The 15,187-nt window shown below is 46.5% G+C and carries 14 protein-coding genes; 5 read left to right on the top strand and 9 right to left on the bottom strand.

Annotation, left to right across the window (positions count from 1 at the left end; genetic code table 11):
- Nucleotides 1-2 precede the first annotated feature (2 nt).
- From fre to trxA, 6 genes are all read right to left on the bottom strand, one after another.
- A complete protein-coding gene (fre, locus tag CAG68_RS06480; protein WP_054729951.1) occupies nt 3-716 on the bottom strand; it encodes an NAD(P)H-flavin reductase in 714 nt (237 codons plus the stop codon).
- Nucleotides 717-730: 14 nt separating this feature from the next.
- Nucleotides 731-1,000, bottom strand: a complete 270-nt coding sequence (locus CAG68_RS06475) for a 2Fe-2S iron-sulfur cluster-binding protein (protein WP_009696789.1) — start codon at nt 998-1,000, stop codon at nt 731-733.
- Entirely contained in the window at nt 997-2,850 is a 1,854-nt protein-coding gene (gene ubiD, locus CAG68_RS06470; RefSeq protein WP_161440934.1) for a 4-hydroxy-3-polyprenylbenzoate decarboxylase, read from the bottom strand. The genes CAG68_RS06475 and ubiD overlap by 4 nt, the downstream gene beginning before the upstream one ends.
- Before the next feature lie 91 nt (nt 2,851-2,941).
- Nucleotides 2,942-3,934, bottom strand: coding sequence for a hypothetical protein (locus tag CAG68_RS06465; RefSeq protein WP_005378756.1), 993 nt, complete (start codon nt 3,932-3,934; stop codon nt 2,942-2,944).
- A 105-nt stretch (nt 3,935-4,039) separates the two neighbouring features.
- Nucleotides 4,040-5,299, bottom strand: a complete 1,260-nt coding sequence (gene rho / locus CAG68_RS06460; RefSeq protein WP_005378757.1) for a transcription termination factor Rho — start codon at nt 5,297-5,299, stop codon at nt 4,040-4,042.
- A 196-nt stretch (nt 5,300-5,495) separates the two neighbouring features.
- Nucleotides 5,496-5,822, bottom strand: a complete 327-nt coding sequence (gene trxA, locus CAG68_RS06455; RefSeq protein ID WP_004745500.1) for a thioredoxin TrxA — start codon at nt 5,820-5,822, stop codon at nt 5,496-5,498.
- A 111-nt stretch (nt 5,823-5,933) separates the two neighbouring features.
- Here trxA and rhlB point away from each other — a divergent pair, with 111 nt between their 5' ends.
- From rhlB to CAG68_RS06440, 3 genes are all read left to right on the top strand, one after another.
- A complete protein-coding gene (gene rhlB / locus CAG68_RS06450; protein ID WP_005378764.1) occupies nt 5,934-7,253 on the top strand; it encodes an ATP-dependent RNA helicase RhlB in 1,320 nt (439 codons plus the stop codon).
- A 20-nt stretch (nt 7,254-7,273) separates the two neighbouring features.
- Nucleotides 7,274-8,767, top strand: a complete 1,494-nt coding sequence (gppA, locus tag CAG68_RS06445; RefSeq protein ID WP_005382885.1) for a guanosine-5'-triphosphate,3'-diphosphate diphosphatase — start codon at nt 7,274-7,276, stop codon at nt 8,765-8,767.
- 172 nt (nt 8,768-8,939) lie between these two features.
- Entirely contained in the window at nt 8,940-10,583 is a 1,644-nt protein-coding gene (locus tag CAG68_RS06440; protein ID WP_025768970.1) for a sugar nucleotide-binding protein, read from the top strand.
- Between the two features lie 221 nt (nt 10,584-10,804).
- On the opposite strand, the gene CAG68_RS06435 is transcribed toward CAG68_RS06440, so the two are convergent.
- The 3 genes from CAG68_RS06435 to recQ all read right to left on the bottom strand — a co-directional run bounded on the left by CAG68_RS06435 (nt 10,805) and on the right by recQ (nt 13,863).
- The gene (locus CAG68_RS06435; RefSeq protein ID WP_005378770.1) at nt 10,805-11,479 is read right to left on the bottom strand and encodes a 7-cyano-7-deazaguanine/7-aminomethyl-7-deazaguanine transporter; all 675 of its coding nucleotides are present in this window, start codon (nt 11,477-11,479) and stop codon (nt 10,805-10,807) included.
- Between the two features lie 234 nt (nt 11,480-11,713).
- Nucleotides 11,714-12,019 (bottom strand): DUF3630 family protein, encoded by a 306-nt coding sequence (locus tag CAG68_RS06430; protein WP_005378772.1) that lies wholly within the window; start codon nt 12,017-12,019, stop codon nt 11,714-11,716.
- A gap of 8 nt (nt 12,020-12,027) precedes the next feature.
- The gene (gene recQ, locus CAG68_RS06425) at nt 12,028-13,863 is read right to left on the bottom strand and encodes an ATP-dependent DNA helicase RecQ (protein ID WP_005451195.1); all 1,836 of its coding nucleotides are present in this window, start codon (nt 13,861-13,863) and stop codon (nt 12,028-12,030) included.
- 178 nt (nt 13,864-14,041) lie between these two features.
- Here recQ and rarD point away from each other — a divergent pair, with 178 nt between their 5' ends.
- Both rarD and CAG68_RS06415 read left to right on the top strand, forming a co-directional pair.
- Nucleotides 14,042-14,959: an EamA family transporter RarD gene (gene rarD / locus CAG68_RS06420; protein WP_005382912.1), complete on the top strand. Its 918-nt coding sequence runs from the start codon at nt 14,042-14,044 to the stop codon at nt 14,957-14,959.
- Between the two features lie 71 nt (nt 14,960-15,030).
- The coding region (locus CAG68_RS06415; protein WP_202599873.1) for an AraC family ligand binding domain-containing protein at nt 15,031-15,187 on the top strand (157 nt) is incomplete at its 3' end.

Here is a 15,187-nt window from a genome sequence, read left to right as displayed (position 1 = left end):
ATTTAAATGAATGCGTAAGCGTCTGCGAACATACGTTCGCTCTTCGCTTTCTTGTTCTGAGTGAACTGTTCACGTGCTGCACCAGCCATTTCAAAGCGGCCTGCAATATAGATATCGTAGTTTTCTAAGCTTTCGAAATCTTCGGCTACTGCTTGTAGCACGTTACCAACTTTACCTTGCCAGTCTGTAGGTGCTTCTTCTACTACTGGAACAAAGTGAACGTTAGCAAACTTATCGGCAATCTCGACCAGTTCTTCTTTAGCGTAAAGCTGGCAGTTGTCTCGTGCACCCCAGTATAAATAGATAGGGTTGGTTTTGTTCTGTGCAACACAGTGATCCAGAATCGAACGCACGTAACTAAAGCCTGTACCACCAGCAATCAATAATAGCGGGCGTTCGCTTTCTTCTTGAACCCAAGCATCACCATGTGGTGCATCAATCTCGATATGACCATCTGTTTCTAGGGCTGCTTGCATTGCTTCGACAACTTCTTGTGCATAAGCGTTGTGTTCCGCCGCACCGATGTGCAGTTCAAGTTCACCTTCATGACGACAAGGGCTGCTTGCGATAGAGAAAGGACGTTTGTCTTTTTCACCCATCACCACCATTAGGTACTGACCCGCTTTAAAAGGCACTGGTGATTCTGGATGAAGAAGGATTTGGTAAGTATTACAAGCTAACGGCTGAATAGACTTTACTTTACATTGGATGGTCATGGTGTTCCTCTCGCTTACTCGTCAAAAGTAAGCACTAAATTACTTTCTGTATAGGCTTGGCAAGGGAATATCCAACCTTGCTGTTGCTCTTTTTCGGTTAGCATCGGTTCGAGGTGATAGCTCACCTCGCCCGTTAGCTTTTTACACATGCACATGGCGCAAGCGCCAACTTGGCAACGGTGCGGGAAGCGAATATTGTTGTTGAGCGCAGCTTCCAACACCGTCTCCCCTTCTTTTACTTGGAACGTAACGTCCATTGGTAGAAGGTGGACTTGATGACTCATAGAATACCTAACTGGTCCCAAATCTCATCGACTTTAGCCACAAGTTTAGGATCTTTTTTGATAGGCGTGCCCCACTCGCGCGTGGCTTCAGATTCAAACTTATTGGTCGCATCCAGTCCTAATTTGGATGAACTCTCAGTCTTACCAAGCACTTGAATCGTGTCTCTATCTGGGTCCATTCGAGTTGTCACCGCCCAAATGATGTCATTCCAATCTCGTGCATTAACGTCATCGTCGCACAAAATGATGAATTTGTTATCCGTGTACTGAGCAAAGAAGCCCCATAGATGTTCCATCAATTCTTGGGATTGACCAGCTTGGTCCTTCTTCATAGTCACGACAGCAAATTGGTTGTTTGCTGTAACCGGAAGATAGACGTCAACAATCTCAGGGCGTTGCTGTTTCAACTCATTTAGTTCTGCTTCGGTAATCGCTTTGCTGTCTCGCTCAGTGACCTCGGTTCGCGTCGCCAGCTCGGCATCCCATTTAATGGTCGCATCCAAGCCCATTTTGGAGCCAAGCCCAACCACTGGTGAAGCAAAGTCGAGCGAGTCGATTGGCGTGTTATCTATCATCAAGGTATCACGTACAGGAGCCATATGCTCTGACATGGCTTTCACGACATCATTCCAATCTCGTGCGTTTACCGATTCATCGCACACAATAACAAACTTGGTATACATGAATTGACGTAAGAAAGACCACACGCCCATCATTACGCGCTTGGCATGTCCTGGGTACTGCTTCTTCATGGTGACGACGGCCATTCGGTACGAACAACCTTCTGGCGGAAGATAGAAGTCTTCAATCTCTGGGAATTGCTTTTGCAGAATAGGGACAAACACTTCGTTTAATGCCACACCCAATACAGCTGGTTCATCTGGCGGACGACCTGTGTAGGTGCTGTGATAAATAGGGTCTTTACGCATAGTAATGTGCGTAATAGTAAATACGTGGTGCTTTTCTTTTTCGTTATAGTAGCCAGTGTGGTCACCGTAAGGACCTTCATCAGCAAACTCGTTCGGGTCGATATAGCCTTCCATCACGATTTCCGCGCTCGCTGGCACTTCCAAATCGTTGCTGACTGACTTCACGACTTCCGTTTTGCTTCGACGTAGCAAACCTGCAAATGCGTATTCCGATAGCGTATCTGGCACTGGTGTTACTGCGCCAAGAATGGTTGCTGGGTCTGCACCAAACGCGACCGAAACTGGGAAAGGTTTACCTGGGTTGGTTTCCATCCAATCGCGCAGATCAAGCGCACCACCACGATGGGCTAACCAACGCATGATGATTTTGTTCTTGGCAATTTTCTGCTGACGGTAAATGCCTAGGTTCTGACGTTTCTTATTTGGACCTTTGGTTACGGTTAAGCCCCAAGTAAGCAGCGGCGCTACATCTTCTGCCCAGCAGCTCATTACCGGAATTTTATCCAAGTCGACTTCATCACCTTGCCAAACAATGTCTTGGCATGGTGCTTTACGTAAACGCTTAGCCGGCATGTTCAATACTTGTTTGAACACAGGCAGTTTTTCTAAAGCGTCTTTGAAGCCTTTTGGTGGCTCAGGTTCTTTTAAATAAGCCAGCAGCTTACCGACTTCTCTTAATTCTTTAACATCTTCACGTCCCATACCGATTGCGACACGCTCTGGTGTACCAAACAGGTTAGTCAAAACAGGTACGTCGTAGCCGATTGGGTTCTCAAACAACAGCGCAGGTCCACCAGCACGCAAGGTGCGGTCGCTGATTTCTGTCATTTCATAAGCGGGATCGACAGGGTGAGTGATGCGTTTAAGTCGACCTTTCTGTTCTAGGTGGTCGATAAATTCGCGTAAATCCTTAAAACTCATAGGCCTTCATGCTGGCTGATTAAACTGTCCGCAGTATAACAAATAGGAGGACGCTAAGATCCTCCTATTTTGTGTGGGTATGTGAGCCAGATTACTTTAATACTTGTTCAATCTGCCGAGTCTTTATCTGATGGTTCGAAGATACTAACTCTTCCAACCAGGTTTGATGCCCTTGTTGAGCAAGCTCTCGAGCAACCATGGTTGCTTCTTCTGATAACGCCATTTTTCTAACTAGAAACTGCTTTACTTGCGGAGATAGAGGGTTAGATTTTGTAAGTAGACTAATAGCTTCTGGCTTGAGTGATGGGTTAACTGTGGCATTCATCAATTGCTGAATGGAAAAAACGTCTCCAACCGCAGCTAAACGCTCAAGTTCGGACTGGCTGTTGTAATCAGCTTTCATCCGCCAGAGTAAGTTGTACACTTCCTCATCCTGACTAACTTGTGCCAACCTGACTATCACGGCCGTCGATGGTAACCAACTGGTCACATTTGCTTTGGTTAACTGGGCCGTTAATGCAGCAAGCGCATTGGGTGATAAGCTGTCTAACTCTCGAATCAAAAGCGCTTCACGTGCTTGAGCTTGTTGAGATGGCCCTGTAAGCCATTGCTTTAAGTTAAGCTCTCTTCGTTCAGCTTGTAAGACAAAGTCCAAGGTACTTTGGTCTTGTTTCCAACGCTTAATCAAGCGACTCGCAATAACGGGAAAGTTAAAAGCGGGTACACTAAATTCATACCCATCACCTCGCTCTAACACTTGATAAGTCGGGGTCATACGGATCTGGGACTCAACAAACAGAGCCATTCGAGGCGTGAGAATCACATCTTGCTTTTCAAGCTTTTCCAATAATTGAAAGCGCACCACCTCTTGTTGAGGCAAAGCAAGTCTATCAAGGGCGAATTTAAGCGAGTCGACTTCATCTCTGACAGCGTAATCAAGCAGTTCAGAGACTTTAGTCTGTATTTGAGTATCCTGAAGCCACTGCTCTACTACAGACTCATGCATTTCCTTGGCAGATAATGTCGCAGGTAGAGTGATAAGTGACAAGCTCAGGAGTAATGACGACAACATTCCTTGTTGCATGTTAACCTCCCGATAACATTTCCTTCATTCTGATACTTCTATCGGGAGAAAGCAATAAAAAAGCCACCGATATACGGTGGCTTTTCGCAGAATGACTATTTGAGACTATTGACGACGCATCGCATCGAAGAACTCATCGTTGGTCTTCGTCATCGCTAGCTTGTCGATTAGGAATTCCATTGCGTCGATTTCGCCCATTGGGTGAACAATCTTACGCAGAATCCACATCTTCTGTAGTTCGTCAGTCTTCGTCAGTAGCTCTTCTCGACGTGTACCTGAGCGGTTGAAGTCAATCGCAGGGAATACACGCTTCTCAGCAATCTTACGGTTCAAGTGCAGTTCCATGTTACCTGTACCCTTGAACTCTTCGTAGATAACTTCATCCATTTTAGAACCAGTATCTACTAGTGCCGTTGCGATGATAGTTAGGCTGCCGCCTTCTTCTACGTTACGTGCAGCACCGAAGAAACGCTTAGGACGATGTAATGCGTTTGCATCCACACCACCTGTTAGTACTTTACCTGATGAAGGCACTACGGTGTTGTAAGCACGAGCTAGGCGAGTGATAGAGTCAAGCAAGATAACCACGTCTTTCTTATGTTCAACAAGACGTTTTGCCTTCTCGATCACCATTTCCGCTACTTGTACGTGACGAGATGCTGGCTCATCGAAAGTCGACGCAACCACTTCACCTTTAACTAGGCGTTGCATCTCGGTTACTTCTTCTGGACGTTCGTCGATAAGAAGAACCATCAACTCACACTCTGGGTGGTTGTACGCGATGCTTTGCGCGATGTTTTGCAGAAGCATTGTTTTACCCGCTTTAGGCGGAGCAACAATCAGACCACGTTGACCTTTACCGATTGGCGATGCCAAGTCTAAAACACGTGCTGTAATGTCTTCTGTTGAACCGTTACCACGCTCCATAACCATGCGCTCATTCGCATGTAGAGGGGTAAGGTTTTCAAATAGGATCTTGTTACGGGCGTTGTCTGGTTTATCGTCGTTAACGGTATTGACTTTTAGAAGGGCAAAGTAACGTTCACCGTCTTTTGGTGGACGAATTTTGCCAGCGATAGAGTCACCAGTACGTAGGTTAAAGCGACGAATCTGACTTGGTGATACGTAGATATCGTCCGGACCCGCAAGGTATGAACTATCTGCACTGCGTAGGAAACCAAAGCCGTCTTGCAGAATTTCCAGAACCCCATCGCCAAAGATGTCTTCGCCGCCTTTAGCGTGCGCTTTTAAAATCGCGAAGATGATGTCTTGTTTTCTTAAGCGAGCTAGGTTCTCTAATCCTAAGCTTTCGCCCAGTTTTACAAGGTCAGACACAGGTCTGTTCTTCAGTTCGGTAAGGTTCATGGTGGTGGATTCTTGTTTAGTCAAAATAAGATCTGTTTTCTAGTTAAGATGGATTTGGTCTCAGGATCGACCAAGAAGAGAAATTTGTTCAATTAACGCGCGATAAGTTAGCACTAATTAGTATTCTAGTCCAGAGTTAGAAAAACAAAACCGTGCATTGTAACTTTGCACGGTTTTATCTGTAATCACTTGGTGATTATAAGTTTGCGTCTAGGAACTCTTTTAGTTGAGTTTTAGACAGAGCACCTACTTTCGTTGCCGCTACGTTACCATCTTTAAATAGTAATAGCGTTGGAATGCCGCGAATACCAAACTTAGGTGGTGTACCTGCGTTATGGTCGATGTTTAGTTTACCGATAGTGAGTTTGCCTTCGTACTCGTCTGCGATTTCGTCCAAAATAGGAGCGATCATTTTACAAGGACCACACCATTCTGCCCAAAAATCCACTAGAACCGGGCCTGCAGCGTTGATTACATCGTTTTCAAAACCGTCATCAGTTAGCTGCAAAATCTTATCACTCATCTTCCACTCCAATGTGTTTTTCGAAACTGGTTGGATGATAACCAGTAATTAGATGCCCTATTGGAATGTATTTACTTTCGTATTGCAAGCTTTAGCTGATATTCTATAGCCATGAAAAAGACGCATATCACAGAGCAAAAGTTCGCCGATTTGGGCTTAAAGCCCCAAGTTATTGAAGGATTGGACAAAAAAGGGTTCGAATTTTGTACCCCTATCCAAGCCTTGGCGTTGCCGGTCCTGCTCACCGGCCAAGACATCGCAGGCCAGGCCCAAACGGGTACTGGTAAAACGCTCGCGTTTCTTACTGCTACGTTCAACCACCTTCTGACGACTCCGGAACATGAAGGTCGTAAGCCTACACAGCCACGCGCAATTATTATGGCGCCTACACGTGAGCTCGCTATTCAGATTTACAATGATGCAGAATCATTAACTGAAAGCACAGGTCTAAAAACCGCTCTAGCTTACGGTGGTGAAAGCTACGACAAGCAACTTGCGAAACTGCAAGACGGCGTAGATATTCTGATCGGAACAACAGGCCGTATCATCGATTTCTACAAACAGCGCGTATTTAACCTCAACAACATTCAAGCTGTTGTTCTGGACGAAGCCGACCGCATGTTCGATCTTGGCTTTATTAAAGACATTCGCTTCTTGTTCCGTCGTATGCCTGAGCCAAAAGAGCGTTTGAACATGCTGTTCTCAGCAACGCTGTCTTACCGCGTTCAAGAACTGGCATTCGAACACATGAATACTCCTGAGCATGTCGTTGTCGAACCAGAACAAAAAACTGGCCACCGTATCCAGGAAGAGCTTTTCTATCCTTCGAATGAAGACAAAATGGCGCTGCTTCAAACACTAATTGAAGAAGAGTGGCCAGATCGCGCTATCATTTTTGCCAATACCAAGCATAAGTGTGAATCGGTTTGGGGTCATTTGGCTGCCGATGGACATCGTGTAGGCCTTCTTACTGGCGATGTACCGCAGAAGAAGCGTGAGAAGATTCTTGAGCAATTCACCAAAGGTGATGTCGACATCTTAGTTGCAACTGACGTTGCAGCGCGTGGCCTGCATATTCCTCAGGTAACGCACGTTTTCAACTACGACCTTCCTGACGACTGTGAAGATTATGTTCACCGTATTGGCCGTACTGGTCGCGCTGGTGCGAGCGGTCATTCGATCAGTTTTGCTTGTGAAGAGTACGCGGTTAACCTACCAGCAATCGAAGAATACATTGAGCACACAATCCCAGTTTCAGAGTACGATTCGTCGGCACTGATTCAAGATCTACCGGCTCCGATTCGTATGCGTGCACCACGCAACCAACAGCGCCGCACGAATACTGGCGGTACCCGCTCTGGTTCTGGTAACCGTAAGCCGCAGGGACGTCGTCCACGCCAACCGCGTCAATCGGCACCAAAACAATCGTAATAGGAAACTGAGTTCGTTTTATGAGTCAAGCAGGATCATCACCGCTATATGCCGCCATCGACCTCGGGTCGAACAGTTTTCACATGCTCGTTGTGCGTCACATCGATGGCAGCGTTCAAACAATGGCTAAAATTAAGCGCAAAGTTCGTCTAGCAGCGGGCTTAGATGAACATAATTCTCTTAGTATGGAAGCTATGCAGCGAGGATGGGACTGCTTAAGTCTATTTGCGGAACGCTTGCAGGACATTCCTAAACAAAACATTCGCATCGTCGGTACAGCAACATTACGTACCGCGACCAATGTAGATGTGTTTTTAGAAAAGGCTAACCAAATTCTAGGCCAGCCTATCGAAGTGATTACTGGTGAAGAAGAAGCTGCCACTATCTATAAAGGTGTCGCTCACACCTCTGGCGGTAGTGGTCGTCGCCTTGTAGTCGATATCGGTGGAGCAAGTACCGAACTGATTATCGGTGAAGGTTTCGAAGCCAAAGCACTGACCAGCTTAAAAATGGGCTGCGTGACTTGGCTTGAAAACTTCTTTAAAGATCGCCAATTGAATGCTCGTAACTTTGACGCGGCAATTGAAGGAGCGAAACAGACCATCCAGCCGATTTTAGAACGTTATACAGAAATTGGTTGGGATGTGTGTGTTGGTGCATCAGGCACTGTTCAGGCATTGCAAGAGATAATGCTGGCGCAAGGCATGGACGAAGTAATCACTCACTCCAAACTCAAGCGTCTACAGAAGCAAGCCATGTTGGCCGACCATTTAGAAGAGCTCGATATTGAAGGCTTAACACTTGAGCGGGCATTAGTGTTCCCTAGTGGCCTCTCTATTTTGATTGCCGTTTTTGAATTGCTTGAAATCGATGCTATGACACTCGCTGGCGGCGCACTACGCGAAGGCTTAGTGTATGAGATGGTTGAAGAGCTTCGTCAAGAAGACATTCGTGCCCGCACTATCGCTAGCGTACAAAATCGCTATCAGCTCGATCACCAATACGGCGAACAAGTCGCTACTCTGGCACACACGCTTTTACAGCAAGCTGGGGGCGATGAGTGGATTACAGAGCCTCAGGGCAAGATATTACTCGAGACCGCCGCAAAACTGCATGAAATTGGTTTAACTATCGATTTCAAAAAAGGCGGAGAGCATAGTGCTTACTTGCTGCAGAATTTGGATCTGCCTGGTTACACGCGCGCGCAGAAGTTCTTTATTGGTGAAGTGGCTCGTCGCTATCGCGAACAACTCACTTCTTTACCTGAGCAGCATGCATTATCAGGCTCGAGTGCAAAACGAGTATTGAGATTGTTGCGTCTTGCGGTTCTGCTCAGCCATCGTCGCAATCCTGATCTAGAGCCAAATGTGACTCTAACGGTTGAAGGCGACAATCTAACGTTACACATTGATGCGCAATGGCTAGAGAAAAACCCACTGACTGCGGCTGAGTTGGAAATTGAATCCAACCGTCAGACAGACATCGGCTGGCCATTAAATATCGTAGCAAAATAAGCGAATATCACTGCCTTACAATACTAAAGCCCAGGCGTTCGCTTGGGCTTTTTTGCTTCTATTTCCCCTACAAAACGTGCTGCCCAGCAAAAATCTCAGCTTCTCCGCTCTACATCGAAAAACAGCCATGCTTTATTGATAAACACGATTTAGCCAACCAAGATGCACCATAATGAAAACCGTTTTAATGACTGGCTTAACTGGCACTCTCGCCCCTATAGTTGCTCATCAGTTCCAACTTCGCGGCTGGAATGTATTGGAATGGAATCACCATCAAATCCCGCCGGATGATCTACAGCAAAGTGAGCAATTTTGGCAGCAGCACCACATTGATGCGGTGTGCCATATGGCGATGGGGAGTGAAGCGTGGGCAGCGTGGCTTGGTGAGCACTGCAAACGCCATAATATTCCTTACCTCTTTGTCAGCACAGCAATGGTATTTGATGCCACAAAAAACGGGCCTTATGGCATCTTTGAAGAAAGAAACACCCAAGATGATTACGGCAAATACAAAGTTCGTTGTGAAGATGCAATCTGGCAAGCAAATCCAGATGCGATGGTTGCTCGAATTGGTTGGCAGCTCCATCACCAAGCAGAAGGCAATAACATGTTGGCGCATCTCGACCGCCAACATGAAGAGTACGGCGTTATTACCGCTAGCACAGCTTGGTATCCCGCGACTTCTCATATGGACGATACTGCACTCGCCTTTTTGCAGCTTATTGAGCGGAACGAAGCCGGTTTATACCATCTTGATAGCAACTTAAAGGATAAGTGGAATTTCTACGAACTCGTTTGTGCACTCAAACAGCATTACAACAAGCCATGGCAAGTGCTGCCAAGCAATGACTATCACCATGACCAACGTCTAACCGATGAACGAATTGCCTTGCCGCCATTGAGTGAACGTTTCAACAAACCAGAGCAAATCCAGCAAGCCGGCATCATAGGAATCAACTGGGGACGCACGCACATTCCCCACTATCGAAACAATGGTGTATCGGTCACAACGTTATGCGCCAACCAAATAGAACCGCTTCAGCAAGCGTGCAGTGAAGAAGCAATCCCAAAGGCAGAAACGAACATCAGCGCACTCAAGCAACTTGATGTAGTGACAATCGCGACACCTGCGCATACTCATGCAGAGATAATTAAGAAGTTAGGTTCAACCAAGCTAATTTGTGAAAAGCCATTGGTGGGATTGAATTCCGACATCACTCACTGGCAGCAACCGAACTCCAACCTATTGGTTAATTACGCCTTTGCTCAGCTTAATACCGCCAAGACGATAGAGAAGTGGCTCGCCTCGCAAACCCAACCTTGTGTGGTCAATCTAGTCACCCAAGTTAATCTACCAGGCACCTTCACGCTCAAAGAGTGGTTTCTTGAGACAGCTAGCCACCCTATTTCTTGGTTGCTGCATTGCTTCGGAGACTACTCTCAATCAACACTGGTTGAGGAAAACGGCCAACTGATCGTTGAGCTGCAATGTGACGACCACCAGCTAAGGTTTGTATTTGAACTAACAGGTGAACCGGGCATCGAGCACAATCTAACGATTCAATCCAACCAGACCTTAACCAGCAAAGGCTACTACCGTGTCGGAGAAAAATGGCGTTTCGAGCCCATTCTCGTTAATGGCAACGCGATAAATGATGGAGAGTACAGCGAGTCTGATTGCTGGCAGGACGCCAATCAACGCAGTGTCGGTTTGATGTTGGCGATGTTCAATCAAAGCATCAGCTGGGATAACGGCCTGCAACTTGGCGCCTTCGATGCGCAAAAAGCCATTTTGATTGAGAAGATGCTCTGTTAGCCATTTCACCAGCGAGCTTCCTCTACGTTCCGTATCTTCGATTAAAAGGTCTCACTCGGGACCTTTTTATTGCTCATTTTTACCTTCGTACAGCTTAGGGAGCTTTTGGACACCCATGATCTAATTACTCCCTACGCTGTACAAAACGCTCTAAACCCAAGTAAACAGGCACAAAAAAGCCGCTTGATTTGAGCAAGCGGCTTTCGGGGTTCCCACTGATATTAAGACTGAACGCTTGTCGTCACCTTAAAGTCAGGGTTCACCGCAGTCAGCTTCTTGATGAGGTAATTCAGTAATACGCCGTACATAGGAACGAACAAACCAAGACTAATAATCAGTTTGAAGCCGTAATCCACCAGCGCGATTTCCGTCCAATGCTCCGCCATGAATGGATCTGGACTTTGGTAGAACGCAATGGCGAAGAAAGCGATGGTATCAAGTGCATTACCGAAAAGCGTTGAACACGTTGGTGCCACCCACCATTGCTTCATTTGGCGTAGGCGGTTGAACACATGCACATCCATGATCTGACCAAGTAGGTACGCCATGAAGCTAGCAATCGCGATACGAGCAACGAATAAGTTAAATTCCCCTAAGTGACCAAAACCTTGGAATTGACCTTCGAAGAACACCACCGATAAGAAGTAAGACACTGCCAAAGCAGGCAACATCACTAAGAAGATAATCTTACGCGCCAACTGAGCACCGAAAATACGCACAGTTAAGTCAGTCGCTAGGAATATAAATGGGAAAGTGAATGCGCCCCAAGTGGTATGGAAACCGAAAATAGTAAACGGTAGCTGAACTAGGTAATTGCTAGATGCAATAATGACTAGGTGGAATAGAACCAGATAGATAAGGGCGTTGCGCTGCTGCGCAGGGGTAAAGTTACTCATGCGATACCTTTTTAGTTTGGTTTGGGGGTGAGGGAACCCAAATCGAGTCACTGAATAAAGTGGCTCTTACCAACAATGTAAAATGAAAAATAAACTGGCTTGGCTCATTCTGAGCGAAGCGGTGGGCGATTATACATTAACCACTTTTCGCCGCAAGTCGTCTGTTTGACGCAAACGTTTAAGCATAAAAAAGGGTGTTTCATGTGAAACACCCTTTCAAGAAAAACTCTATTTTTAGAAGCCGCGTTGGAACAACCCTGCAAGATAATCCAACTCTTCCCTGCTCTCTTCAATCGCTAACGCTTCAAACCAAATCGCTTCGCTGTAATGCTCTGCCTTCATAAACAGTCGGCAACCTTCAAAGTCAATCAGCCAAGAGTGAATGTCTGCATCCCATTGCTTTTCCACCACAGTAGCAGAAAGCAGTCCGACTAAACGCTCGCCTAAGGCAGGAAAGCTATCAAGGTCAAAGCTCGGCGCAGTAATGATTAAGCGCCCTTCTTGTGCCATATAGTCCGCTAAGCCAAATTCCTTTTGCATCTGGTTCCTTATCCGTGGTGAGTAATGTGTTCTTGAATCAAATCGAGGAATGGGTCGGCGTACTTCTCCAGTTTGCGCTGACCAACGCCGCTGACTGCCAGCATTTCGCCGTAAGACGTTGGCAGAATTTCCGCCATATCAATCAAAGTTGCGTCACTGAAGACCACGTATGGTGGCAAACCATCTTCATCAGCAATCGACTTACGCAGCTTACGTAACTTAGCAAACAGCTTTTTGTCGTAGTTCTTGCTGGTCAGTTTATCTGATTTAGCCGCACGTGCTGCGGTGTCTAAACGCGGAACCGCTAACTCCAGAGTCACATCGCCACGCAGCAGCGGACGCGCCTCTTCGGTAAGTTGCAGCGTTGAGTTACGCGTGATGTTTTGAAACAACAGCCCTTTGTGGATTAACTGACGGAAGATACTCACCCAGTAATCGTGGCTATGATCGCGACCTATCGCGTAGGTAGAAATCTTATCGTGGCCGTTTTCACGTACACGAATGTTTTGCATGCCACGTAGCACTTCTACCACGTAACCCATACCAAAGCTTTGATTAACGCGATAGACACAAGATAACGCCTTACGCGCTTCTTCCGTGGCATCAAAGTGTTTCGGTGGATCTAAGCAAATATCGCAGTTGCCACATGGCTTCTCACGATACTCACCAAAGTAATTTAATAGCACCTGACGACGACAAGTCTGCGCCTCAGCAAAGGCACTCATCGCATTCAGTTTGTGGGTTTCCACCTGCTTCTGTGGACCATCGTCTTTCTCATCCAACATACGGCGCAGCCAACTGATGTCCGCTGGGTCATACAACATCATCGCTTCCGCAGGTAAACCATCACGCCCTGCACGACCGGTTTCCTGATAGTAGGATTCAATGTTACGCGGGATATCAAAGTGAACCACAAACCGAACGTTTGGTTTGTTGATGCCCATACCGAATGCCACGGTCGCCACGACAATTTGGATGTCATCACGTTGGAAAGCTTCTTGAACATAAGCGCGCTCATCGGCATCCATACCTGCGTGATAACCAGCAGCACGAATGTGGTTGTTGCATAGCTTCTCTGTCACCATCTCAACTTTCTTACGGCTACCACAATAGATGATGCCGCAATTACCCTTTTGGGTTTCAAGATAACGAACGATTTGCGAAACCGGTTTGTGCTTCTCAACTAAGTTGTAGCGGATGTTAGGACGGTCGAAGCTGCCTAGGTAAACCTCTGGATTATTCAGTTGCAGACGCTCAAGAATATCTCGGCGCGTTGCGTCATCTGCGGTCGCCGTCAGCGCCATAAATGGCACATGGGAAAACTGCTGCTTAAGCTGACCAAGCGCGGCGTATTCTGGACGAAAATCGTGTCCCCATTGGGAAATACAGTGCGCTTCATCGACAGCAATCATCGATAGCGGCAAGTTTTCCAAACGCTCAATGAAGTCACGCATCAATACGCGCTCTGGCGAGACGTACACCAACTTAAGATGACCTGTGTGCATACGGTTATACACGCTGAGCAGCTCTTCACGAGGCATGGTCGAGTTAATGCACTCAGCCGCTACACCGTTGGCTTTAAGCTGGTCCACTTGGTCCTTCATCAGCGAGATAAGTGGAGAGATCACCAAAGTAATGCCAGAGCGAACCAAAGCAGGAATTTGATAACACAGCGACTTACCGCCACCAGTAGGCAGGATAACTAAGCTGTCGCGACCTTCTACCGCGGCATCAATCACCAACTGCTGACCATCACGGAACTCTTGGTAACCAAACACATCCTCCAACACACGTTGAGGCGTTACAGGCGAATCAGATTGTTCGGCTAACAAGGTCGAGGTCATGAAAAGTCTCAGATTGGGTCTTAAAAAAGAGGTGCTTATGCATACCACTGGCACACAAAGTGAGGGCACATTGTAATGGGGTTTCATGGTGAATAAAACCGCAAATTGTTAGGTGTTTCGCATCACGACTCGTATACTGATTTTCTGCTCTATAAAACACACAATTAGGTGACACTTCATGACACCAGAAGACGAACAACAACGCGCGCGGCAAGGTATCTTGCTAGCGATTGGTGCGTATACCATGTGGGGCATTGCGCCGATGTACTTTAAGTCCATCGCACAAGTATCTCCTTTGGAAATTCTAAGCCACCGAGTGATATGGTCTTTCTTTTTGCTTGCTGCACTCCTCCATTTTGGCCGTCACTGGCGCTCGGCTTACCACATCGCGAAAGACAAAACGAAAATCGCTTACCTGATCGCAAGTTCCATGCTAATTGGCGGTAATTGGTTGATTTTCATTTGGGCGGTAAACTCGAATCATATGCTCGACGCCAGCTTAGGTTATTACATTAACCCACTGATCAACGTCTTACTCGGGATGGTCTTCCTTGGTGAGCGACTGCGTAAATTACAGTGGTTCGCGGTTGTATTGGCAGGTTGTGGCGTACTCGTTCAACTGATTGTATTTGGCTCCGTACCTGTTGTTGCGATGGCGTTAGCAATGAGCTTCGGCTTTTATGGCTTATTAAGAAAGAAAGTCAGTGTCGATGCAAAAACTGGCTTGTTTATCGAGACATTACTTCTACTGCCAGTGGCCGCTGTTTATTTGCTTTTTGTTGCCGATACACCAACCTCAAATATGCTTACGAATCCACTTACGTTAAATAGTTTGTTGATCGCGGCTGGGGTTATAACAACCCTGCCACTGCTGTGCTTTACGGGTGCAGCAACAAGACTCAAATTATCGACTTTGGGCTTTTTCCAATATATAGGCCCAAGCTTAATGTTTTTACTTGCAGTATTGATGTATGGCGAACCCTTTACCATGGATAAAGCGATCACTTTCGTCTTTATTTGGGGAGCACTAGTCGTGTTTAGCTTTGATGGATTACGTAATAACCGTCGCTCACGCCGAATCGTTCAGCCACAGTGATCGTTTTTTACAAGACAAGTTAGAAATTGCCAGATAAGCTTGGTCATAATGTGACCAAGCTTTTTTATTTAATGGAACATATTCAGTACTACGCAACCGACCATGACAACTTGAGTCTAATAGAGGCGAAATACCAGAAATTTGCTTTTCAAAGGCATTACCATCTGGATTTTCATCTCGGCCTGATCACGCATGGTGCGCAGAAGTTCCAATACCAAGGTAATAGCC

Source organism: Vibrio sp. V42_P2S4T144 (assembly GCF_009904715.1).
Classification (GTDB): Bacteria; Pseudomonadota; Gammaproteobacteria; order Enterobacterales; family Vibrionaceae; genus Vibrio; species Vibrio alginolyticus.
Note: the sequence above shows the minus strand (reverse complement) of the source record. Positions and strands in the feature narration are given on the sequence as shown.

What these genes read in the sequence shown, in the direction of transcription:
- fre (WP_054729951.1), bottom strand. Translation starts at nt 716, where the DNA reads ATGACCATCCAATGTAAAGTAAAGTCTATTCAGCCGTTAGCTTGTAAT.
- CAG68_RS06475 (WP_009696789.1), bottom strand. Translation starts at nt 1,000, where the DNA reads ATGAGTCATCAAGTCCACCTTCTACCAATGGACGTTACGTTCCAAGTA.
- ubiD (WP_161440934.1), bottom strand. Translation starts at nt 2,850, where the DNA reads ATGAGTTTTAAGGATTTACGCGAATTTATCGACCACCTAGAACAGAAA.
- CAG68_RS06465 (WP_005378756.1), bottom strand. Translation starts at nt 3,934, where the DNA reads ATGCAACAAGGAATGTTGTCGTCATTACTCCTGAGCTTGTCACTTATC.
- rho (WP_005378757.1), bottom strand. Translation starts at nt 5,299, where the DNA reads ATGAACCTTACCGAACTGAAGAACAGACCTGTGTCTGACCTTGTAAAA.
- trxA (WP_004745500.1), bottom strand. Translation starts at nt 5,822, where the DNA reads ATGAGTGATAAGATTTTGCAGCTAACTGATGACGGTTTTGAAAACGAT.
- rhlB (WP_005378764.1), top strand. Translation starts at nt 5,934, where the DNA reads ATGAAAAAGACGCATATCACAGAGCAAAAGTTCGCCGATTTGGGCTTA.
- gppA (WP_005382885.1), top strand. Translation starts at nt 7,274, where the DNA reads ATGAGTCAAGCAGGATCATCACCGCTATATGCCGCCATCGACCTCGGG.
- CAG68_RS06440 (WP_025768970.1), top strand. Translation starts at nt 8,940, where the DNA reads ATGAAAACCGTTTTAATGACTGGCTTAACTGGCACTCTCGCCCCTATA.
- CAG68_RS06435 (WP_005378770.1), bottom strand. Translation starts at nt 11,479, where the DNA reads ATGAGTAACTTTACCCCTGCGCAGCAGCGCAACGCCCTTATCTATCTG.
- CAG68_RS06430 (WP_005378772.1), bottom strand. Translation starts at nt 12,019, where the DNA reads ATGCAAAAGGAATTTGGCTTAGCGGACTATATGGCACAAGAAGGGCGC.
- recQ (WP_005451195.1), bottom strand. Translation starts at nt 13,863, where the DNA reads ATGACCTCGACCTTGTTAGCCGAACAATCTGATTCGCCTGTAACGCCT.
- rarD (WP_005382912.1), top strand. Translation starts at nt 14,042, where the DNA reads ATGACACCAGAAGACGAACAACAACGCGCGCGGCAAGGTATCTTGCTA.